At 69.5% G+C, this 19,047-nt stretch carries 16 protein-coding genes; 2 read left to right on the top strand and 14 right to left on the bottom strand.

From position 1 onward, the window contains the following. Positions 1-35 precede the first annotated feature (35 nt). Together JGS22_RS12100 and JGS22_RS12095 are read left to right on the top strand one after the other, a co-directional pair. Entirely contained in the window at positions 36-785 is a 750-nt protein-coding gene (locus tag JGS22_RS12100) for an NPP1 family protein (RefSeq protein ID WP_211040507.1), read from the top strand. Between the two features lie 292 nt (positions 786-1,077). Next, a complete protein-coding gene (locus tag JGS22_RS12095) occupies positions 1,078-1,803 on the top strand; it encodes a MerR family transcriptional regulator (RefSeq protein WP_211040488.1) in 726 nt (241 codons plus the stop codon). Between the two features lie 436 nt (positions 1,804-2,239). Here JGS22_RS12095 and JGS22_RS12090 read toward each other — a convergent pair whose 3' ends face one another. The 14 genes from JGS22_RS12090 to JGS22_RS12025 all read right to left on the bottom strand — a co-directional run bounded on the left by JGS22_RS12090 (position 2,240) and on the right by JGS22_RS12025 (position 19,010). After that, positions 2,240-2,839 carry a type IV toxin-antitoxin system AbiEi family antitoxin domain-containing protein gene (locus JGS22_RS12090; protein ID WP_211040489.1) on the bottom strand — a complete coding sequence of 200 codons (600 nt, stop codon included), beginning with the start codon at positions 2,837-2,839 and terminating at the stop codon, positions 2,240-2,242. Positions 2,840-3,078: 239 nt separating this feature from the next. After that, on the bottom strand, positions 3,079-4,728 hold the full coding sequence (gene nuoN, locus JGS22_RS12085) for an NADH-quinone oxidoreductase subunit NuoN (RefSeq protein WP_372454236.1): 1,650 nt from the start codon (positions 4,726-4,728) through the stop codon (positions 3,079-3,081). Continuing rightward, positions 4,725-6,332 carry an NADH-quinone oxidoreductase subunit M gene (locus tag JGS22_RS12080; RefSeq protein ID WP_211040509.1) on the bottom strand — a complete coding sequence of 536 codons (1,608 nt, stop codon included), beginning with the start codon at positions 6,330-6,332 and terminating at the stop codon, positions 4,725-4,727. Before JGS22_RS12080 ends, nuoN begins: the two co-directional genes overlap by 4 nt. A gap of 12 nt (positions 6,333-6,344) precedes the next feature. Then, positions 6,345-8,246 carry an NADH-quinone oxidoreductase subunit L gene (gene nuoL / locus JGS22_RS12075; RefSeq protein WP_211040490.1) on the bottom strand — a complete coding sequence of 634 codons (1,902 nt, stop codon included), beginning with the start codon at positions 8,244-8,246 and terminating at the stop codon, positions 6,345-6,347. Positions 8,247-8,259: 13 nt separating this feature from the next. Then, the gene (gene nuoK, locus JGS22_RS12070) at positions 8,260-8,559 is read right to left on the bottom strand and encodes an NADH-quinone oxidoreductase subunit NuoK (RefSeq protein ID WP_211040491.1); all 300 of its coding nucleotides are present in this window, start codon (positions 8,557-8,559) and stop codon (positions 8,260-8,262) included. Further along, a complete protein-coding gene (locus tag JGS22_RS12065; RefSeq protein WP_211040492.1) occupies positions 8,559-9,515 on the bottom strand; it encodes an NADH-quinone oxidoreductase subunit J in 957 nt (318 codons plus the stop codon). Before JGS22_RS12065 ends, nuoK begins: the two co-directional genes overlap by 1 nt. Then, the gene (gene nuoI, locus JGS22_RS12060) at positions 9,512-10,186 is read right to left on the bottom strand and encodes an NADH-quinone oxidoreductase subunit NuoI (RefSeq protein ID WP_211040493.1); all 675 of its coding nucleotides are present in this window, start codon (positions 10,184-10,186) and stop codon (positions 9,512-9,514) included. The genes JGS22_RS12065 and nuoI overlap by 4 nt, the downstream gene beginning before the upstream one ends. After that, positions 10,179-11,543 carry an NADH-quinone oxidoreductase subunit NuoH gene (nuoH, locus tag JGS22_RS12055; RefSeq protein WP_211040510.1) on the bottom strand — a complete coding sequence of 455 codons (1,365 nt, stop codon included), beginning with the start codon at positions 11,541-11,543 and terminating at the stop codon, positions 10,179-10,181. The genes nuoI and nuoH overlap by 8 nt, the downstream gene beginning before the upstream one ends. A gap of 50 nt (positions 11,544-11,593) precedes the next feature. After that, on the bottom strand, positions 11,594-14,125 hold the full coding sequence (locus JGS22_RS12050; RefSeq protein WP_211040494.1) for an NADH-quinone oxidoreductase subunit G: 2,532 nt from the start codon (positions 14,123-14,125) through the stop codon (positions 11,594-11,596). Continuing rightward, positions 14,122-15,471, bottom strand: a complete 1,350-nt coding sequence (nuoF, locus tag JGS22_RS12045) for an NADH-quinone oxidoreductase subunit NuoF (protein WP_211040495.1) — start codon at positions 15,469-15,471, stop codon at positions 14,122-14,124. The genes JGS22_RS12050 and nuoF overlap by 4 nt, the downstream gene beginning before the upstream one ends. Further along, positions 15,468-16,322: an NADH-quinone oxidoreductase subunit NuoE gene (nuoE, locus tag JGS22_RS12040; protein ID WP_211040496.1), complete on the bottom strand. Its 855-nt coding sequence runs from the start codon at positions 16,320-16,322 to the stop codon at positions 15,468-15,470. The genes nuoF and nuoE overlap by 4 nt, the downstream gene beginning before the upstream one ends. Continuing rightward, on the bottom strand, positions 16,319-17,686 hold the full coding sequence (locus JGS22_RS12035; protein ID WP_211040497.1) for an NADH-quinone oxidoreductase subunit D: 1,368 nt from the start codon (positions 17,684-17,686) through the stop codon (positions 16,319-16,321). The genes nuoE and JGS22_RS12035 overlap by 4 nt, the downstream gene beginning before the upstream one ends. Then, positions 17,686-18,459, bottom strand: coding sequence for an NADH-quinone oxidoreductase subunit C (locus JGS22_RS12030; RefSeq protein ID WP_211040498.1), 774 nt, complete (start codon positions 18,457-18,459; stop codon positions 17,686-17,688). The genes JGS22_RS12035 and JGS22_RS12030 overlap by 1 nt, the downstream gene beginning before the upstream one ends. Continuing rightward, entirely contained in the window at positions 18,456-19,010 is a 555-nt protein-coding gene (locus JGS22_RS12025) for a NuoB/complex I 20 kDa subunit family protein (protein ID WP_211040499.1), read from the bottom strand. Before JGS22_RS12025 ends, JGS22_RS12030 begins: the two co-directional genes overlap by 4 nt. Positions 19,011-19,047: the final 37 nt, after the last annotated feature.

The raw sequence follows: 19,047 nt of genomic DNA, 5'->3' as shown, positions 1-19,047 counted from the left end.
CCCTTGCGGGCAGGCCCCGTCGGGCCGGACGCCGCATGGGCCGCGCCGGATTCGTCGGCGCCGCCGCCTTCGCGCTGGTCCTCGCCGTGCCGGGCGTCGCCTCCGCCGAGCCGCCGGGCAAGCTGCCGGAGCAGGCGAGCGAGTCCGAGCAGAGGTTCCAGCCGGTGTACGACTACGACACCGACGGCTGCTACGCCACCCCCGCCATCGGACCGGACGGCACCATCGCGGGCGGCCTGGGCATCGGCGGCGACATGAACGGCCAGTGCCGGGACGACTGGGACCTGGACAACGTCAACACCTACTCGCGCGAGAAGTGCAACAACGACTGGTGCGCGATCGTCTACAGCTCGTACTTCGAGAAGGACCAGGCCGCCCACGGAGGCGGCGCCGCGGGCCACCGCCACGACTGGGAGCACGTCGTAGTCTGGGTGCACAACGACGAGGTGCAGTACGTCTCCACCTCCGCCCACGGAGGCTTCGACGTGCACAACCGCGACTCCGTACGGTTCGAAGGGCCGAACCCGAAGATCGTCTACCACAAGGACGGCATCACCACCCACTGCTTCCGCCTGGCCAACGACAACGACGAGCCGCCGGAGAACCACCGCGGCGACTGGCGTCAGCCGGATCTCGTCGGCTGGGACGGATACCCCGAGGGCCTGCGCGACAAGCTCGTCCAGGCGGACTTCGGCAGCGCCACCCTGGGCATCAAGGACGACACCTTCAACTCCCACCTGGAGAAGGCGATGCCCGACGACATCCCCTTCGACCCCCACGCCTGACCCCGGGCACTCCCGGGCCCGCACCCCACCACCCGCCCGAGAGACCGAACCGCCGACTCCGCTCCGGAACGGCCCGCCCCGCGCGGGTCCGCTCCGGGGCGGAGTCGTTTCGGTGCGGACCCGCGCGGGGCGGACCCGTACCCACGACCCGTGACCGACGCACGCACGCACCCGCCACCCGTCCCGGGAATCGACTTGAACCTGACGCAGGTGTAGGTCCTAGCGTCTTCCACGTCGCCGGAAACCGACGACAACCACCCATAGAGGATGGTTCGACACCAACGAGGACATCATGGAGTGGAAGGTCGGCGAGCTCGCCCGGCAGACCGGACTGACCGTCCGCGCGCTGCACCACTACGAGCGGATCGGACTGCTGGAGCCCTCGGAACGCACCGCGGGCGGGCACCGCCTCTACGACGAGGCGGACGTCGCCCGGCTGTACCGCATCGTCACACTGCGCGGACTCGGACTCTCGCTGGAGTCCGTACGCACCGCGCTGGACGGGGAGTTGCCGCTGGCCGACCTGCTGCGCGAGCGACTGACACAGGTCGACCAGCAGCTCGACGCCCTGCGGCTGACGCGCAGCCGACTCCTGCTGCTGGCCGACGGCGAACGCGCCCACAACTCCGCCGATCTCCTCGCACTCATGGAAGAGGCGCACACAATGGACCAAAAAATGGGCGAGTACTTCTCCGCCGAGCAGTTGCAAGCGATGCAGGAGCGCCGCAACGAGGTCGGGGAGGAGGCCGTCGCCGCCGTGGAGCAGGAGTGGCCGGTGCTGATGGCCAAGGTGCAGGCGGAGATCGACGCCGGCACCGACCCGGCCGATCCCCGCGCCCAAGCGCTCGCCTCCCGCTGGATGGAGCTGGTCGCCTCCTTCCACGGCGGCGACAGCGCACTGCGCGACTCGCTCTACCGGATGCAGGCCGAGAACGCGGAGGCGCTGGCGCAGAACTACGGCGGCCCCACCCCGCAGATGCTCTCCTTCATCCAGCACGCCCAGAACACCACCCCCTGACCCCGACCCGACCACCACCCACCACCACCGCACACAACGACGGGGCCCGGGGACGTACGCCGGGACGTACGAACTCCCGGGCCCCGCGGCCGAGTCGACCCCGACCGTGCCGCGAACTAACCCCGAGGCATCGATCCGGCCACCGCCACACCCCAGAACTCAGTGAGCACTCTCAGCGCATCGGCAAACCCGCTACCCGTCTCCGTGAGTCCGTCCTCGATCTTCGGGTAGGCCACTTCCCAGTTGGGAGGAAGCTCGGCGGCACCACCCTTGAGGACCCAGCGAACTGCCGAGTCGGAGGCTAGGCGGGAGGCGACCCGCTCGAAGACGACGAGTCGACGGTGCCGTGCCAGGTCCGTACCGCCGTCCGCGGCGCTCGCCTTGAGGCGGGACTCCAGGGCTCTGCGCAGGGCCGTCGCGTCCTAGTACCGGCCGGTCACCGGGCTGCCCTGACCGCTCGCTCGACGGCGAGCTCTGCCCGGCTCCCGAGCCCCTGGGCGGCGTGCACGAGCCGCCGCCCGGTGGTGAGCCCTCGTTCCATCGCTTCGGTGACGGCGGAGTCGACGGCCTCCTGATCCAGCAGATCCTCTGCGCTCTCCACGATCGCCCGTACCGGCACAGTGAGCCGGTAGCCCTCCCTCTCCCCGATGTCCGCTTTTTCGAGCACCGCCCGGTGCAGCACCACGCTCGCGTGTCTTCTGCAAAAGCCCGGAGGAACGGTCAGATGCACCTTCGCGGGGTTTCCCACCCCGAGGTCGTGAACGGAGAGCGCCGTCGTGTGGGAGACCACGGCGCGTCCCTTGCTCCACAGGTGCCAGCGCACCAGATGGTCGTGCTCCCCCTGGGGCATGGCCTCGAACTCGCGGAAACGGTACGTACCGCGCTCGACGGAGAGCCAGTCCCCCTGCCGTGCGTGGTAGCTCTGCGACTGGTACGAGTAGCCCGCTACAAGGGCCCGTGCGGCGGTAAAACAACCCCGCTGCCGGCACGCGACGTCCCAGAGAACGGCTCTGGCACCCGGGGCTCTGGGTGGCATGCGATCTCTAGAGGCACGAACCTCAAAAGGATTCTGAGGTTCGTGCATCCGGCCTGCAAGAAACTCAAAATCTCTTTGAGGTTCTTGCAGCCCCGCCCGACCGGACCCACCCAGCCCGGCACCAGCGCACCCGGCCACCACTCACGACCACCGCACACGAAAACGGGACCCGGGGACGTACGCCGCGACGTACGAACTCCCGGGCCCCGAAGCCGAGTCGGCCCCGACCGTGCCGCGAACTAGCGGACGAAGACGCCCGCCGTGGAGGCGAGGTCGAGGAAGTACTGGGGCATGATGCCCAGCACCAGGGTGACCACGACACCGATCGCGATGGCGCCGGTGGTGAGCACCGAGGGGATGGCCACGGTGGGCCCGTCCGGTGCCGGCTCGCTGAAGAACATCAGCACGATGATCTTGACGTAGAAGAACGCGGCGATCGCCGAGGAGAGCACACCGACCACGACCAGCGGCGCGGCACCGCCCTCCGCCGCCGCCGCGAAGACGGCGAACTTGCCGACGAAGCCCGAGGTCAGCGGGATACCGGCGAAGGCCAGCAGGAAGATGGCGAAGACCGCGGCCACCAGCGGCGAACGCCGCCCGAGACCCGCCCACTTGGACAGGTGCGTCGCTTCGCCGCCCGCGTCGCGCACCAGCGTGACGACGGCGAAGGCGCCGACCGTGACGAAGGAGTAGGCGAGCAGGTAGAAGAGGACCGAGGAGATGCCCCGGTCGTTCATGGCGACCACACCGGCGAGGATGAAGCCGGCGTGTGCGATCGAGGAGTACGCCAGCAGGCGCTTCACATCGGTCTGGGTGATCGCGACGACCGCGCCGACCACCATCGACAGGATCGCGACGCCCCACATCACCGGCCGCCAGTCCCAACTCAGGCCCGGCAGTACGACGTAGAGCAGTCGCAGCAACGCGCCGAAGGCGGCGACCTTGGTGGCCGCGGCCATGAAGCCGGTGACCGGGGTCGGGGCGCCCTGGTAGACGTCCGGCGTCCACATGTGGAACGGCACGGCGCCCACCTTGAAGAGCAGACCCATCAGGATCATCGCCATGCCGACGAGCAGCAGCACGTCGTTGCTCATCGAGGCGGCGAGCGCCGGGGACGGGCTCTGCACGGTGCCGTCGACGACGTCCGCGATGACGGGGTACTGGACGCTGCCCGCGTAGCCGTAGACCAGCGCGATACCGAAGATCAGGAACGCCGAGGAGAACGCGCCGAGCAGGAAGTACTTGACCGCCGACTCCTGCGAGAGCAGCCGCCGGCGGCGGGCCAGCGCGCACAGCAGGTAGAGCGGGAGCGAGAAGACCTCGAGCGCGATGAAGAGCGTCAGCAGATCGTTCGCCGCCGGGAAGAGCATCATGCCGCCGACCGCGAAGAGCAGCAGCGGGAAGATCTCGGTGGTGGTCCAGCCGGCCTTGATGGCCGCCTGCTCACCCTCGCCGCCCGGCACCGAGGCCGGCTGGGCCGCGAAGGAGTCCACCCGGGCGCCGTGCGCGACGGGCTCCAGCCTGCGTTCGGCGAAAGTGCCGACCGAGACGAGCGCGACCACCAGGATCACGCCCTGGAGGAAGAGCGCGGGGCCGTCGACCGAGAGCGAGCCGATACCGACGACGGCCGCCTTGTCGGTGGCGTATCCGCCGACCGCCAGGCCCACCGTCGTGGCGAAGCCGCAGGCCAACGCCAGTCCGGACAGGCCCACTTGGAGGTAGTAGCGGGCGCTGCGCGGGGCGAATGCCTCGACCAGGATCGCCACCACCGCCGCCCCGAGCACGATCAGGGCCGGGGACAGCTGGAGGTACTCGATCGAGGGCGCTTCGGCGGCGTGTGTCCACAGGTTGTGGACAGCGCCGTCCGGGCTTGCGTTCAGTGCGCTCACTTGGCCGCCTCCGCGTCCGACTGTGCTGTTTCAGGGTCGGTCTTGCGCACATCCGACATGGTGTGCTCGACCGCCGGGTTGACGATCTCGGTCAGCGGCTTCGGGAAGAGACCGAAGAAGATCAGCATGGCGATCAGCGGTGCCACCACGGCGATTTCGCGGGGCCGCAGGTCCGGCATCTTCGCGATCTCGGGCTTCTCGACCGGCCCGGTCATGGTCCGCTGGTAGAGCAGCAGGACGTAGACGGCGGCCAGCACGATGCCCGCGGTGGCCACGATGCCGGCGACCGGATAGCGGCTGAAGGTACCGACCAGCACCAGGAACTCACTGATGAACGGCGCCAGTCCGGGCAGCGACAGGGTCGCCAGACCGCCGACGAGGAACGTGCCGGCGAGCACCGGAGCGGTCTTCTGCACCCCGCCGTAGTCGGCGATCAGACGCGAGCCGCGACGGGAGATCAGGAAGCCCGCCACCAGCATCAGCGCCGCGGTGGAGATGCCGTGGAAGACCATGTACAGCGTCGCGCCGCCCTGGCCCTGGCTGGTCATCGCGAAGATGCCGAGCACGATGAAGCCGAAGTGGGAGATGGACGCGTACGCCACCAGGCGCTTGATGTCGCGCTGGCCGATCGCCAGCAGCGCGCCGTAGATGATGCTGATCAGCGCGAGCGCGATCACCGCCGGAGTGGCCCAGGCGCTGGCCTCGGGGAAGAGGCCGAGGCAGAAGCGCAGCATCGCGAAGGTGCCGACCTTGTCGACCACCGCGGTGATCAGCACCGCGACCGGCGAGGTGGACTCCCCCATCGCGTTCGGCAGCCAGGTGTGCAGCGGCCACAGCGGCGCCTTGATCGCGAAGGCGATGAAGAAGCCGAGGAAGAGCATCCGCTCGGCGTTGGTACCCATGGTCAGCTCGCCCGAGGCGCGCGCCTCGGCGATCTGCTGCAACGAGAAGGTGCCCTCGCCGAGTTGGTCGGCGGTGACGACGTACAGCCCGACCACCGCCGCGAGCATCACCAGGCCGCCTGCGAGGTTGTACAGCAGGAACTTGACCGCGGCGTAGCTGCGCTGCTTGGCGCCCTCCTCCTCGCCGCGGCTGTGCGCGCGGTCGCCGAAGCCGCCGATGAGGAAGTACATCGGGATCAGCATGGCTTCGAAGAAGACGTAGAAGAGGAAGACGTCGGTCGCGGCGAAGGAGATGATCACCATCGCCTCGACCATCAGGATCAGCGCGAAGAAGCCCTGGGTGGGGCGCCAGCTCCGACCGGTCTTCTCGCCCTCGACCGGATCCGCGTCGTTCCAGCCGGCTGCGATGACGAACGGGATGAGGACGGCGGTCAGCGCGATCATCGCCACGCCGATGCCGTCCACGCCCAGTTCGTAGCGGACGCCGAAGTCGGCGATCCAGGAACGGGACTCGGTGAGCTGGTACCTGTCGCCGCCCGGGTCGAAGCGCATCGCCACGACGAGGGCGAGCGCCAGGGTGCCGAGCGAGACGGCGAAGGCGAGCCACTTGGCGACCGTGCGCCGCGCTGCCGGGACCGCCGCAGTGGCGACCGCGCCCAGCGCCGGCAGCACGGCTGTCGCGGTCAGCAGGGGAAATGACATGTCAGCCATGGATCAGACCGCCCTCATCAGCAGGGTGGCAGCGACGAGCAGTGCCGCACCGCCGAACATCGAGACCGCATAACTGCGGGCGAAGCCGTTCTGCGCCCGCCGCAGCCGCCCGGACAGTCCGCCGTAGAAGGCGGCGGTGCCGTTCACCGCACCGTCGACGATCTTGTTGTCGACGTACACCAGCGAACGGGTCAGGTGCTCGCCGCCGCGTACGAGGACCACGTGGTTGAAGTCGTCCTGGAGCAGGTCCCGTCGGGCCGCACGGGTCAGCAGGCTGCCGCGCGGGGCGACCACCGGGATCGCGGCGCGGCCGTACTGGAACCAGGCCGCGCCGACACCGATGAGCAGCACCACCACGGTCAGGCCGGTGATCACCGGAACGCTCAGCGGCGGGTGCCCGTGCTCGAACTGGGTGACGGGCTCCAGCCAGTTGACGAACGCGTCGCCCCACTTGAAGAGGCCGCCCGCGAAGACCGAGCCGAAGGCCAGCACCACCATCGGGATGACCATCGTCTTCGGCGACTCGTGCGGATGCGGCATGTTGCCCTCCGCGTCGGGCTGCCAGCGCTTCTCACCGAAGAAGGTCAGCAGCATCACGCGCGTCATGTAGTACGCGGTGATGGCCGCGCCGAGCAGCGTCACCACGCCCAGGATCCAGCCCTGGGTGCCGCCCTTGGCGAAGGCCGCCTCGATGATGGCGTCCTTGGAGAAGAAGCCGGAGAGGCCCGGGAAGCCGATGATGGCCAGGTAGCCGAGGCCGAACGTGATGAAGGTGACCGGCATGTACTTGCGGAGGCCGCCGTACTTGCGCATGTCGACCTCCTCGTTCATGCCGTGCATGACCGAGCCGGCGCCGAGGAAGAGACCGGCCTTGAAGAAGCCGTGCGTCACCAGGTGCATGATCGCGAAGGCGTAGCCGATCGGGCCGAGTCCGGCCGCGAGGATCATGTAGCCGATCTGCGACATCGTGGAGCCGGCGAGCGCCTTCTTGATGTCGTCCTTGGCGCAACCGACGATCGCACCGAAGAGCAGCGTCACGGCGCCGACCACGACGACCACGGTCTGGGCGTCGGGTGCGGCGTTGAAGATCGCGCCGGAACGGGTGATCAGGTACACGCCCGCGGTGACCATGGTGGCGGCGTGGATAAGGGCCGAGACCGGGGTCGGGCCCTCCATCGCGTCGCCGAGCCAGGACTGGAGCGGCACCTGGGCGGACTTGCCGCAGGCGGCCAGCAGCAGCATCAGGCCGATGCCGGTCAGCGTGGCCTGGCTCGCGCCGCTCGCCTCGACGTCGTCGAGCACCGGCCCGAAGGCGAAGGTGCCGAACGTCGTGAACATCAGGAAGATCGCGATGGCCAGGCCGGCGTCACCGACGCGGTTGACCACGAACGCCTTCTTGGCCGCGGTCGCCGCGCTCTTCTTGTGCTGCCAGAAGCCGATCAGCAGGTACGAGGCGAGGCCCACACCCTCCCAACCGACGTACAGCAGAAGGAAGTTGTCCGCCAGGACCAGCACGAGCATGGAGGCGAGGAAGAGGTTCAGGTAGCCGAAGAAACGGCGCCTGCGCTCGTCGTGCTCCATGTAGCCGATCGAGTACAGGTGGATGAGCGTGCCCACACCCGTGATCAGCAGGACGAACGTCATCGACAACTGGTCGAGCTGGAAGGCGATGTCCGCCTGGAACTCGTTCACCGGCACCCAGCTCCACAGGTGCTGGTGCAGGGCCCGGTCGTCGGTGTCCCGGCCGACCATGTCGAAGAAGAGCACCGCGGCGACCACGAACGAGACCGCGGCCAGCGCGGTGCCGAGCAGATGGCCCGTACGGTTCAAGCGTTGCCCGCCGCACAGCAGTACGGCTGCGCCCAACAGGGGCGCGGCGACGAGCAGTCCGATCAATGACTCCACTGGTTGCTACCCCTTACAGCTTCATCAGACTGGCGTCGTCGACCGAGGCCGAGTGACGGGAGCGGTACAGCATGACGATGATCGCGAGACCCACCACGACCTCCGCGGCGGCGACGACCATGACGAAGAACGCCATGATCTGGCCGTCGAGGTTGCCGTGCATGCGGGAGAAGGCGACCAGAGTCAGGTTCGCCGCGTTCAGCATCAGCTCGATGCACATGAAGACGACGATGGCGTTCCGCCTGATCAGCACACCGAAAGCACCGATGGTGAACAGAAGGGCGGCCAGATAGAGATAGTTCACCGGGTCCACTAACGGGCCTCCTCGCCGCTCGACTGCCCGTGGTCTGATTCACCGTCACCGGGCTTGTGCCCGGGCTCGACGCGGACCTGGTCCTCGGTCGGGCTGTCCTGCTCGGCGCCCGCGCGACCCTGGTCCGTACCGCCGGCGACGCCCTGGCTGCGCTGCCCGTAGCGGGGCTGGCCGTGGTAGTCGGCCGTGCGCTGTTCGAGGGCGGCAACCTGGTTGAGCTTCTCCGGGGAGACTTCGCGGATCTGGTTCCTGGCGCGCAGCGTCGGGCTCACCGTCAGCTCGGACGGAGTGCCGTCGGGCAGCAGTCCCGGCCGGTCGACCGCGTTGTGCAGGGCGTAGACGCCGGGGGCCGGCAGCGGCGGCAGGTGGTCGGAGCGGGTGCGCTCCTCGGCCTGCTGGCGCTGGGACTTGGCCATCTCGGTGCGCTCGCGGTGAGTCAGCATCGTGGCACCGACGGCCGCGATGGTCAGCAGCACGCCGGTGACCTCGAAGGCGACGACGTACTCGGTGAAGAGCCGTTCGGCGATGCTCGGGACGTTGCCGCCCTGCGCCTCGTTCGCCCGCTCGATGCCGGTGAAGGTGCCGAGCGCCGCCTGACCGATGCCCGCGACCAGCAGGATGCCCAGGCCCAGCGCACAGATCGCGGCCATCAGGCGCTGGCCCTTGAGGGTCTCCTTCAGGGAATCCGCGGCGCTCACGCCGACGAGCATCAGCACGAAGAGGAAGAGCATCATGACCGCGCCGGTGTAGACGACGATCTGGACGACTCCCAGGAAGTACGCACCGTTGGCGAGGTAGAAGATCGCCAGGATGATCATCGTGCCGGCCAGGCACAGCGCCGCGTGCACGGCCCGGCGCAGCAGGACCGTGCCGAGAGCACCCGCCACGGCGATCCCGCCGAGCAGCCAGAACTGCACTGCCTCGGCGCTGGAGGTGGTGGAAGCCAGCGTGCTCATGCCCCGGCCTCCTTGCTCGCGGCCTGCCGCTCGGCGGACCGCTCCTCGGCTGCCTCCCGGTCGGCGACGTCGTGCTGGCTGCGGGCCGCGGAGTCCACGTCCGCCTCCGGGTCGGGCGTCACCTCGCCCTTGGTCAGGGCGACTTGGCGCTCGGTGCCGGGGGCGGCCTCGGTGACCAGACCGCTGTAGTAGTCCTTCTCCGTCATGCCGGGGAAGATCGCGTGCGGCGAGTCGACCATGCCCTCGGTGAGCCCGGCCAGCAGCTCGTCCTTGGTGTAGATCAGCGACTCGCGGGTGCGGTCGGCGAGTTCGTACTCGTTGGTCATGGTCAGTGCCCGGGTGGGGCACGCCTCGACGCAGAGTCCGCACAGGATGCAGCGCAGGTAGTTGATCTGGTAGACGCGGCCGTAGCGCTCACCGGGCGAGTAACGCTCCTCCTCGGTGTTGTCCGCGCCCTCGACGTAGATCGCGTCGGCGGGGCAGGCCCAGGCGCACAGCTCGCAGCCGATGCACTTCTCCAACCCGTCGGGGTGACGGTTGAGTTGGTGCCTGCCGTGGAAGCGCGGCGCGGTCGGCTTCTTGTACTCGGGGTACTGCTCGGTGAGCCGCTTCTTGAACATGCCCTTGAAGGTCACGCCGAAGCCGGCAACCGGATTCTCGAAATCAGCCATCGTCGGACTCCTTGCTGGCGGCGCTCTTCGGCTCGGCGGCACCGGTTTCCGAGCCGCCCGCGGCGACGGTCACCGGCTCACGGTCCGCACGGGACCTCCTGCGCGGCACGGGTGGCAGGGTCTGCCCCGGCAGCGGCGGTACGGGGTAGCCGCCGGCCATCGGGTCGAAGGGCTTGGCCCCCTCTTCCTCCTCCTCGGCCGACCGCAGCGACTCCTCGGCCTTCTCCCTGCGGTCGCGGAACAGGTCGACGATGAAGGAGATGACCAGTACACCGAGCACCGCTCCGGCGACCCAGAGGATGACCTGGGTGAAGTCGTGCCCCTCGTTGCGCATGGCGCGCACGGTGGCGACGAGCATGAACCAGACCAGCGAGACCGGGATCAGGACCTTCCAGCCCAGCTTCATGAACTGGTCGTAGCGGATACGGGGCAGGGTGCCGCGCAGCCACACGAAGAGGAAGAGGACCATCAGCAGCTTCACGACGAACCACAGCATCGGCCACCAACCCTCGTTGGCGCCCTCCCAGAAGGTGGAGATCGGCGCCGGTGCGCGCCAGCCGCCGAGGAAGAGCGTCACCGCGAGCGCGGAGACCGTGACCATGTGGATGTACTCGGAGAGCATGAACATGGCGAACTTGATCGACGAGTACTCCGTCTGGAAACCCGCGACCAGGTCGCCCTCGGACTCCGGCATGTCGAACGGCGCGCGGTGCGCCTCGCCGACCATCGCCACCATGTAGATGAGGAAGGAGATCGGCAGCACGACGGCGAACCAGGTGTCCGCCTGCGCCCCGACGATCGTCGAGGTCGACATCGAGCCGGAGTGCAGGAAGACGGCGGCGAAGCTGAGCCCCATCGCCACCTCGTAGGAGATGATCTGGGCCGTCGCACGCACGCCGCCGAGCAGCGGGTACGTCGAGCCCGAGGCCCAACCGGCCAGCACCACGCCGTACGCGGCGATGGAGGCGGTGGCCAGGATGAAGAGGATCGCCACCGGCATGTCGGTCAGCTGGAGCGCCGTACGGGTGCCGAAGATCGACACCTGATTGTCCGCCGGACCGAAGGGGATCACCGCGATGGCCATGAAGGCCGGCGCGGCGGCGAGGATCGGCGCCAGGACGTAGACCAGCTTGTCCGAGCCCTTGACGATGACGTCTTCCTTCAGCATCAGCTTGATGCCGTCGGCGAGCGACTGGAGCATGCCCCAGGGACCGTGCCGGTTGGGCCCGATCCGCAGCTGCATCCAGGCGACGACCTTGCGCTCGAAGACGATGCAGACGAGCACGGTCACCATCAGGAACGCGAAGCAGAACACCGCCTTGAGGGCGATCAGCCACAGCGGGTCCGTGCCGAACATCGACAGGTCCTCCGCGGCGAGGCTCACCGCGGGGGCGTGGGGGACGGGGCTCACTCGTGCACCTCCGGCGCGTTGTCACGGATGGCCGGTGCGCTCTCGTCCGCCGGTTCGGCCGGGGCGATCCGGACCAGCTCTCCGGTCCGGGCGCCGGTGTCGGCGGTGACGCCGCGGCCCGCGGAGTTGAGCGGGAGCCAGACGACCCGGTCGGGCATCTCGGTGATCGCCAGCGGGAAGCCGGTGGTGCCCGACGGTCCGGTCACCTCCAGGAGTTCGCCGTCGGCGACGCCGATCTCCCGGGCGGTGGCCGGCGAGAGACGGGCGACCGCTGCGTGCCGGGTGCCGGCGAGCGCCTCGTCGCCGTCCTGGAGGCGGCCACGGTCGAGCAGCATCCGGTGCCCGGCGAGCAGAGCCTCGCCGACGCCCGCGGCGGGCAGTGCGACCGCCGCGGTGTCGGGCCCGTCGGCGTGGCCGCCGGTCCAGCCGCCGAGGCGGTCGGACTCGGCGCGGATCGTACGCACGTCGGGCAGGCCGAGGTGTACGTCCAGCGCATCGGCCAGCATGTTGAGCGCGCGGGCGTCGGGGAAGACGAAGCGGCGCGTCATCTGGTCCGGCTTGATCGCCGCCTCGAACGGCCTTGCGCGGCCCTCCCAGTTGAGGAAGGTGCCGGACTTCTCCATCACCGCGGAGACCGGGAGCACGACGTCGGCGCGGTCGGTGACCTCGCTCGGCCGCTGCTCCAGGCTGACCACGAAACCGACGGCCTCCAGCGCCTCGCGCGCCCTGACCGGGTTCGGCAGGTCGATCACCTCGACGCCGCCGACGACCAGCGCACCGAGCTCCCCGGTGGCGGCGGCCTCGACGATCTGGTCCAGGTCCCGGCCGGGCGTGCTCGGGAGTTCGCCCACGCCCCAGGCGGCGGCGGTCTCCTCGCGGGCCCGCGGATCGGTGTCGGGACGACCGCCGGGCAGCAGCCCGGGCAGTGCGCCCGCCTCGATCGCGGCCCGGTCGCCAGCCCGGCGCGGAATCCACACCAGAGTGGCGCCGGTGGCCTGCGCGGTGCGCACCGCGGCGGTCAGACCGCCGGGCACGGCCGCCAGCCGCTCGCCGACGATCAGCAACGCCCCCTGCTCGCGCAGGGCTTCGGCGGCGCGCGCCCCGGGCCCGTCGAGCCCACTGCCCTCGGCGAGGGCGGCCAGCCACTCGGGCTCGGTGCCGGGCGCGGCCGGCAGCAGCGTGCCGCCCGCCTTGGTCAGACCCCGGGTGGCATGGGTGGCGAGGGAGAAGGTGCGCTGGCCGTGCACGCGGTGCGCCTTGCGCAGCCGCAGGAAGACCCCCGGCTCCTCCTCCTCGGCCTCGAAGCCGACGAGGAGCACGGCCGGGGCCTTCTCCAGCGCGCGGTGGTCGATGCCGGTGCCGTCGAGGTCCAGGCCGCGTCCCGCGATGTGCGAGGCGAGGAACCCGGCCTCCTCGGCGCTGTGCCGACGGGCTCGGAAGTCGATGTCATTGGTGCCGAGCGCGACCCGGGCGAACTTGGCGTACGCGTAGGCGTCCTCGTACGTCAGCCGGCCGCCGGGCAGCACACCGGTGCGACCCCTGGCGCCGGCCAGGCCGCGGGCGGCGGCCTCCAGCGCCTCGGGCCAACTGGCCTGCTCCAGCTCGCCGTTGTCCGGGTTGCGGACGAGCGGGGTGGAGATGCGGTCGGGGCGCTGCGCGTAGCGGAAGCCGAAGCGGCCCTTGTCGCAGATCCACTCCTCGTTGACCTCGGGGTCGTCCGCCGCCAGCCGCCGCATGGTCTTGCCCCTGCGGTGGTCGGTGCGGGTGGCGCAGCCGCCCGAGCACTGCTCGCACACCGACGGCGAGGAGACCAGGTCGAAGGGGCGCGAACGGAAGCGGTACGCCGCCGAGGTGAGCGCGCCGACCGGGCAGATCTGGATGGTGTTGCCGGAGAAGTACGACTGGAAGGGGTCGCCCTCGCCGATGCCCACCTGCTGGAGCGCGCCGCGCTCCAGGAGTTCGATCATCGGGTCGCCGGCGATCTGGTTGGAGAAGCGGGTGCAGCGTGCGCACAGCACGCAGCGCTCGCGGTCCAGCAGCACCTGCTTGCTGATCGGCACCGGCTTCTCGAAGGTGCGCTTCTTGCCCTCGAAGCGGCTGTCCGCGTCGCCGTGCGACATGGCCTGGTTCTGGAGGGGGCACTCGCCGCCCTTGTCGCAGACCGGGCAGTCCAGCGGGTGGTTGATGAGCAGCAGCTCCATCACCCCGCGCTGGGCCTTGTCGGCGACGGGCGAGGTGAGCTGGCTGCGCACCACCATGCCCTCGGTGCAGGTGATGGTGCAGGAGGCCATCGGCTTGCGCTGGCCCTCCACCTCGACGATGCACTGGCGGCAGGCGCCGGCCGGGTCGAGCAGCGGGTGGTCGCAGAAGCGCGGGATCTCGACGCCGATGAGCTCGGCGGCCCGGATGACGAGCGTGCCCTTGGGAACGCTCACCTCCACGCCGTCGATGGTCAGCGTGACCAGGTCCTCGGGCGGTGCCGCGTCGCCTTCGCCGCCGGAGGCTTTGGCGCTGGTCGTCACAGTCACGCGTTCACCTCCAGGTGAGCGTTGTCGGAGCCGTTGTCGGCCCAGACGGTCGACTTGGCCGGGTCGAAGGGGCAGCCGCGGCCGGTGATGTGCTGCTCGTACTCCTCGCGGAAGTACTTCAGCGAGGAGAAGATCGGGCTCGCGGCACCGTCTCCCAGCGCGCAGAACGACTTGCCGTTGATGTTGTCCGCGATGTCGTCGATCTTGTCGATGTCGGCCATCTCGGCCTTGCCGGCCTCGATGTCGCGGAGCAACTGGACGAGCCAGTACGTGCCTTCGCGGCAGGGCGTGCACTTGCCGCAGGACTCGTGCGCGTAGAACTCCGTCCAGCGGGTGACGGCCCGCACGACGCAGGTCGTCTCGTCGAAGCACTGGAGCGCCTTGGTGCCGAGCATCGAGCCGACGCCGCCGACGCCCTCGTAGTCGAGCGGCACGTCGAGGTGCTCCTCGGTGAGCATCGGGGTGGAGGAGCCGCCCGGCGTCCAGAACTTCAGCCGGTGTCCGGACCTCATCCCGCCGCTCATGTCGAGCAGTTGGCGCAGCGTGATGCCGAGCGGGGCCTCGTACTGGCCGGGCGTGGTGACGTGCCCGGACAGCGAGTAGAGCGTGAAGCCCGGGGACTTCTCGGTGCCCATCGAGCGGAACCAGTCCTTGCCCTTGTTGATCAGGGCCGGAACGGAGGCGATGGACTCGACGTTGTTGACCACCGTCGGGCAGGCGTAGAGGCCCGCGACCGCCGGGAAGGGCGGGCGGAGCCTGGGCTGGCCGCGGCGGCCCTCCAGGGAGTCCAGCAGCGCCGTCTCCTCACCGCAGATGTACGCGCCGGCGCCGGCGTGCACGGTGATGTCCAGCGGCTTGCCGCTGCCGAGCGCGTCCGGGCCGAGGTAGCCGGCCTCGTACGCCTCGCGCACCGCCTCGTGCAACCGCCGCAGCACGGGGACGACTTCACCGCGGAGGTAGATGAAGGCGTGCGAGGAGCGGATCGCGTGGCACGCGATGATCATGCCTTCGATCAGCGAGTGCGGGTTGGCGAAGAGGAGCGGGATGTCCTTGCAGGTGCCGGGCTCGGACTCGTCGGCGTTGACGACGAGGTAGTGCGGCTTGTTGTCGCCCTGCGGGATGAACTGCCACTTCATGCCGGTCGGGAAGCCGGCACCGCCACGGCCCCGCAGACCCGCGTCCTTGACGTAGGCGATCAGCGCGTCGGGGTCCATGGCGAGCGCCTTGGCCAGGCCCTCGTACCCCTCGTGGCGCCGGTAGGTCTCCAGCGTCCAGGAGTCGGGCGCGTCCCAGAAGGAGGAGAGGACGGGAGAGAGCAGCTTCTCCGGTGATTCGGTGGCCGTCATCGGTCCCCCTCGGTGGAGTTGCCGGTGGTGCCGGGGCCCGCGGGGTCCGACTCGGAGGTCTCCTGCGGAGCGTCGTGCGAGCTCGGGTGGCTCGCCGGCGGCTGGTCGTCGGCCGGCAGGTCGACCTCGGGCACGGACTCCGCGCGCGGGCTGACCACCTTGGGTGCGCTGACCTCGCCCTTGGCCAGTCGCAGACCGGCCAGTGAGGCGGGGCCGGCACCGCCGGTGGCCTCGACGGCGCCGGGGCGCTCGTCGGGGAAGCCGGCCAGGATGCGGGAGGTCTTCTTGAAGTCGCAGAGCGGGGCGCCGCGGGTGGGTCGCACCTCGCGTCCGGCGCGCAGGTCGTCGACGAGCTGCTTGGCGGACTCGACGGTCTGGTTGTCGAAGAACTCCCAGTTGACCATCAGCACCGGGGCGAAATCGCACGCCGCGTTGCACTCGATGTGCTCCAGCGTGACCTTCCGGTCGTCGGTGGTCTCGCCGTTGCCGATCTCCAGGTGCTGCTGGAGCTCCTCGAAGATGGCGTCGCCGCCGAGCACCGCGCAGAGCGTGTTGGTGCAGACACCGACCTGGTAGTCGCCGCCGGCCTTGCGCCGGTACATCGAGTAGAAGGTGGCGACTGCGGTGACCTCGGCGGTGGTGAGTTCCAGCGTCTCCGCGCAGAACCGCACACCGGTGCGGGTCACATGGCCCTCCTCCGACTGCACCAGGTGCAGCAGCGGCAGCAGCGCGGAACGGCTGTCGGGGTAGCGGCCGACGATCTCGGCGGCGTCCGCGGCGAGGCGCTCGCGCACCTCGGCCGGGAAGTCGGGGGCGGGCAGCTGCGGCATGCCGAGGCTGACGTCCGTCATCGGTCGACACCTCCCATCACGGGGTCGATGGACGCGACGGCCACGATGACGTCGGCGACCTGGCCGCCCTCGCACATGGCCGCCATGGATTCCAGGTTGGTGAAGGAGGGGTCGCGGAAGTGGACCCGGTAGGGACGGGTGCCGCCGTCGGAGACCATGTGCACGCCGAGTTCGCCCTTGGGCGACTCGACCGCCGTGTACGCCTGTCCCGGCGGTACCCGGAAGCCCTCGGTCACCAGCTTGAAGTGGTGGATCAGGGCTTCCATCGAGGTGCCCATGATGTTCTTGATGTGGTCGAGGGAGTTGCCCAGGCCGTCCGGGCCGAGCGCGAGCTGCGCGGGCCAGGCGATCTTCTTGTCCTCGACCATCACCGGGCCGGGCTCCGCCAGGCGCTCGATGCACTGCTCGATGATCCGCAGCGACTGGTTCATCTCCTCCAGGCGCAGCAGGAAGCGGCCGTAGGAGTCGCAGGTGTCGGTGGTCGGAACCTCGAAGTCGTACGTCTCGTACCCGCAGTACGGCTGCGCCTTGCGCAGGTCGTGCGGCAGGCCCGCGGAGCGCAGGATCGGGCCGGTGGCGCCGAGTGCCATCGCGCCGGCGAGGTCGAGGTAGCCGATGTCCTGGAGCCGCGCCTTGAAGACGGGGTTGCCGGTGCAGAGCTTGTCGTACTCCGGCAGGTTCTTCTTGATCTTCTTGAGGAACTCGCGGAGCGCGTCGATGGTGCCGGGCGGCAGGTCCTGGGCGAGTCCGCCGGGCCGGATGAACGCGTGGTTCATCCGCAGGCCGGTGATCAACTCGAAGAGGTCCAGCACGAGTTCGCGGTCGCGGAAGCCGTAGATCATCACGGTGGTGGCGCCGAGCTCCATGCCACCGGTGGCGATGCACACCAGGTGGGAGGAGAGGCGGTTGAGCTCCATCAGGAGCACCCGGATGACGTCGGTGCGGTCGGAGATCTGGTCCTCGATGCCGAGGAGCTTCTCCACGCCCAGGCAGTACGCCGTCTCGTTGAAGAACGGCGTGAGGTAGTCCATCCGCGTCACGAACGTGGTGCCCTGCGTCCACGTGCGGTACTCGAGGTTCTTCTCGATACCGGTGTGCAGGTAGCCGATGCCGCAGCGGGCCTCGGTGACCGTCTCACCGTCGATCTCCAGGATCAGCCGCAGCACTCCGTGGGTGGAGGGGTGCTGGGGACCCATGTTGACGATGATCTTCTCGTCGTCGCTCTTGGCCACGGCGGCGGCGACCTCGCCCCAGTCCCCACCGCTGACGGTGTAGACGGTGCCTTCGGTCGTCTCGCGCGCGGTCGCCTCGGAGGCGTGGATCTCCCGCTCCGAAGTGTGCTTTTCCTGTGAGGTGCTGCTCATCAGCTGTACGACCTCCGCTGATCGGGCGCCGGGATCTGGGCGCCCTTGTACTCGACCGGAATGCCACCCAGCGGGTAGTCCTTGCGCTGCGGGAAGCCCTGCCAGTCGTCGGGCATCATGATCCGGGTGAGGGCCGGGTGGCCGTCGAAGATCAGACCGAAGAAGTCGTAGGCCTCCCGCTCGTGCCAGTCGTTGGTCGGGTAGACCGAGACGACCGAGGGGATGTGCGGATCGGCGTCCGGGGCGCTGACCTCCAGCCGGATGATCCGGTTGTGGGTCAGCGACCGCAGGTGGTAGACGGCCCGCAGCTCGCGGCCCGTGTCGCCGGGGAAGTGCACCGCGCTGACGCCCGTGCAGTACTCGAAGCGCAGGGCGGGGTCGTCGCGCAGCGTCTGGCAGACGCGCACCAGGTGCTCGCGGGCGATGTGGAAGGTCAGTTCGTCGCGGTCGACGACCGTCTTCTCGATCACGCTCTCCGGCTCGACGTCCTGCTCTTCCAGGGCGCCCTCCAGCTCGTCGGCGACCTCGTCGAAGTACGAGCCGTACGGGCGGCTGCTGCCGCCGGGCAGGCGCACGGTGCGCACCAGCCCGCCGTAGCCGGAGGTGTCGGTGCCGTTGCGCGCGCCGAACATGCCCCGGCGCACGGCGATGACGTCGCCGAGGTCCTCGCGCTGTGCGGGCACCGTGCTCTCGGGGCCCTCGGGCTCCTGAGCGTCACCGGCGGACGCGCCGGGCGAAGAGCCCTTCTTCTCGGGCGACTTGTCCGCGCTCATCGCAGCAGCCCCTTCATCTCGATCGTCGGCAGGGCCTTCAGGGCCGCTTCCTCCGCCTCGCGGGCCGCCTGCTCGCGGTTCACGCCGAGCTTCTCCTCCTGCATCTTCTGGTGCAGCTTGAGGATGGCGTCGAGCAGCATCTCGGGGCGCGGCGGGCAGCCGGGCAGGTAGATGTCGACCGGTACGACGTGGTCGACGCCCTGGACGATGGCGTAGTTGTTGAACATGCCGCCCGAGGAAGCGCAAACGCCCATGGAGATGACCCACTTGGGGTTCGGCATCTGGTCGTAGACCTGCCGCAGCACGGGCGCCATCTTCTGACTGACGCGGCCGGCCACGATCATCAGGTCCGCCTGCCGGGGCGAACCGCGGAAGACCTCCATGCCGAAGCGGGCCAGGTCGTACCTGCCCGCGCCCGTGGTCATCATCTCGATGGCGCAGCAGGCGAGGCCGAAGGTCGCCGGAAAGACCGATGACTTGCGCACCCAACCCGCGGCCTGCTCCACCGTGGTGAGCAGAAAGCCACTGGGCAGCTTCTCCTCAAGTCCCATCTGAAATCGCCTCTGCTCTCAGGTCCTGGGTGCTGTG

The organism is Streptomyces tardus, assembly GCF_018101125.2.
GTDB lineage: Bacteria > Actinomycetota > Actinomycetes > Streptomycetales > Streptomycetaceae > Streptomyces > Streptomyces tardus.
The sequence above is the reverse complement of the archived record's forward strand: the minus strand, read 5'-3'. Positions and strand labels throughout refer to the sequence as shown.

Coding starts and splice junctions, on each gene's coding strand:
- nuoH (WP_211040510.1), bottom strand. CDS start 11,543: ATGTTCGGCACGGACCCGCTGTGGCTGATCGCCCTCAAGGCGGTGTTC.
- JGS22_RS12065 (WP_211040492.1), bottom strand. CDS start 9,515: ATGAGCACGCTGGCTTCCACCACCTCCAGCGCCGAGGCAGTGCAGTTC.
- JGS22_RS12095 (WP_211040488.1), top strand. CDS start 1,078: ATGGAGTGGAAGGTCGGCGAGCTCGCCCGGCAGACCGGACTGACCGTC.
- JGS22_RS12030 (WP_211040498.1), bottom strand. CDS start 18,459: ATGAGCGCGGACAAGTCGCCCGAGAAGAAGGGCTCTTCGCCCGGCGCG.
- JGS22_RS12090 (WP_211040489.1), bottom strand. CDS start 2,839: ATGCCACCCAGAGCCCCGGGTGCCAGAGCCGTTCTCTGGGACGTCGCG.
- JGS22_RS12080 (WP_211040509.1), bottom strand. CDS start 6,332: ATGTCATTTCCCCTGCTGACCGCGACAGCCGTGCTGCCGGCGCTGGGC.
- nuoE (WP_211040496.1), bottom strand. CDS start 16,322: ATGACGGACGTCAGCCTCGGCATGCCGCAGCTGCCCGCCCCCGACTTC.
- JGS22_RS12035 (WP_211040497.1), bottom strand. CDS start 17,686: ATGAGCAGCACCTCACAGGAAAAGCACACTTCGGAGCGGGAGATCCAC.
- JGS22_RS12100 (WP_211040507.1), top strand. CDS start 36: ATGGGCCGCGCCGGATTCGTCGGCGCCGCCGCCTTCGCGCTGGTCCTC.
- nuoI (WP_211040493.1), bottom strand. CDS start 10,186: ATGGCTGATTTCGAGAATCCGGTTGCCGGCTTCGGCGTGACCTTCAAG.
- nuoF (WP_211040495.1), bottom strand. CDS start 15,471: ATGACGGCCACCGAATCACCGGAGAAGCTGCTCTCTCCCGTCCTCTCC.
- JGS22_RS12025 (WP_211040499.1), bottom strand. CDS start 19,010: ATGGGACTTGAGGAGAAGCTGCCCAGTGGCTTTCTGCTCACCACGGTG.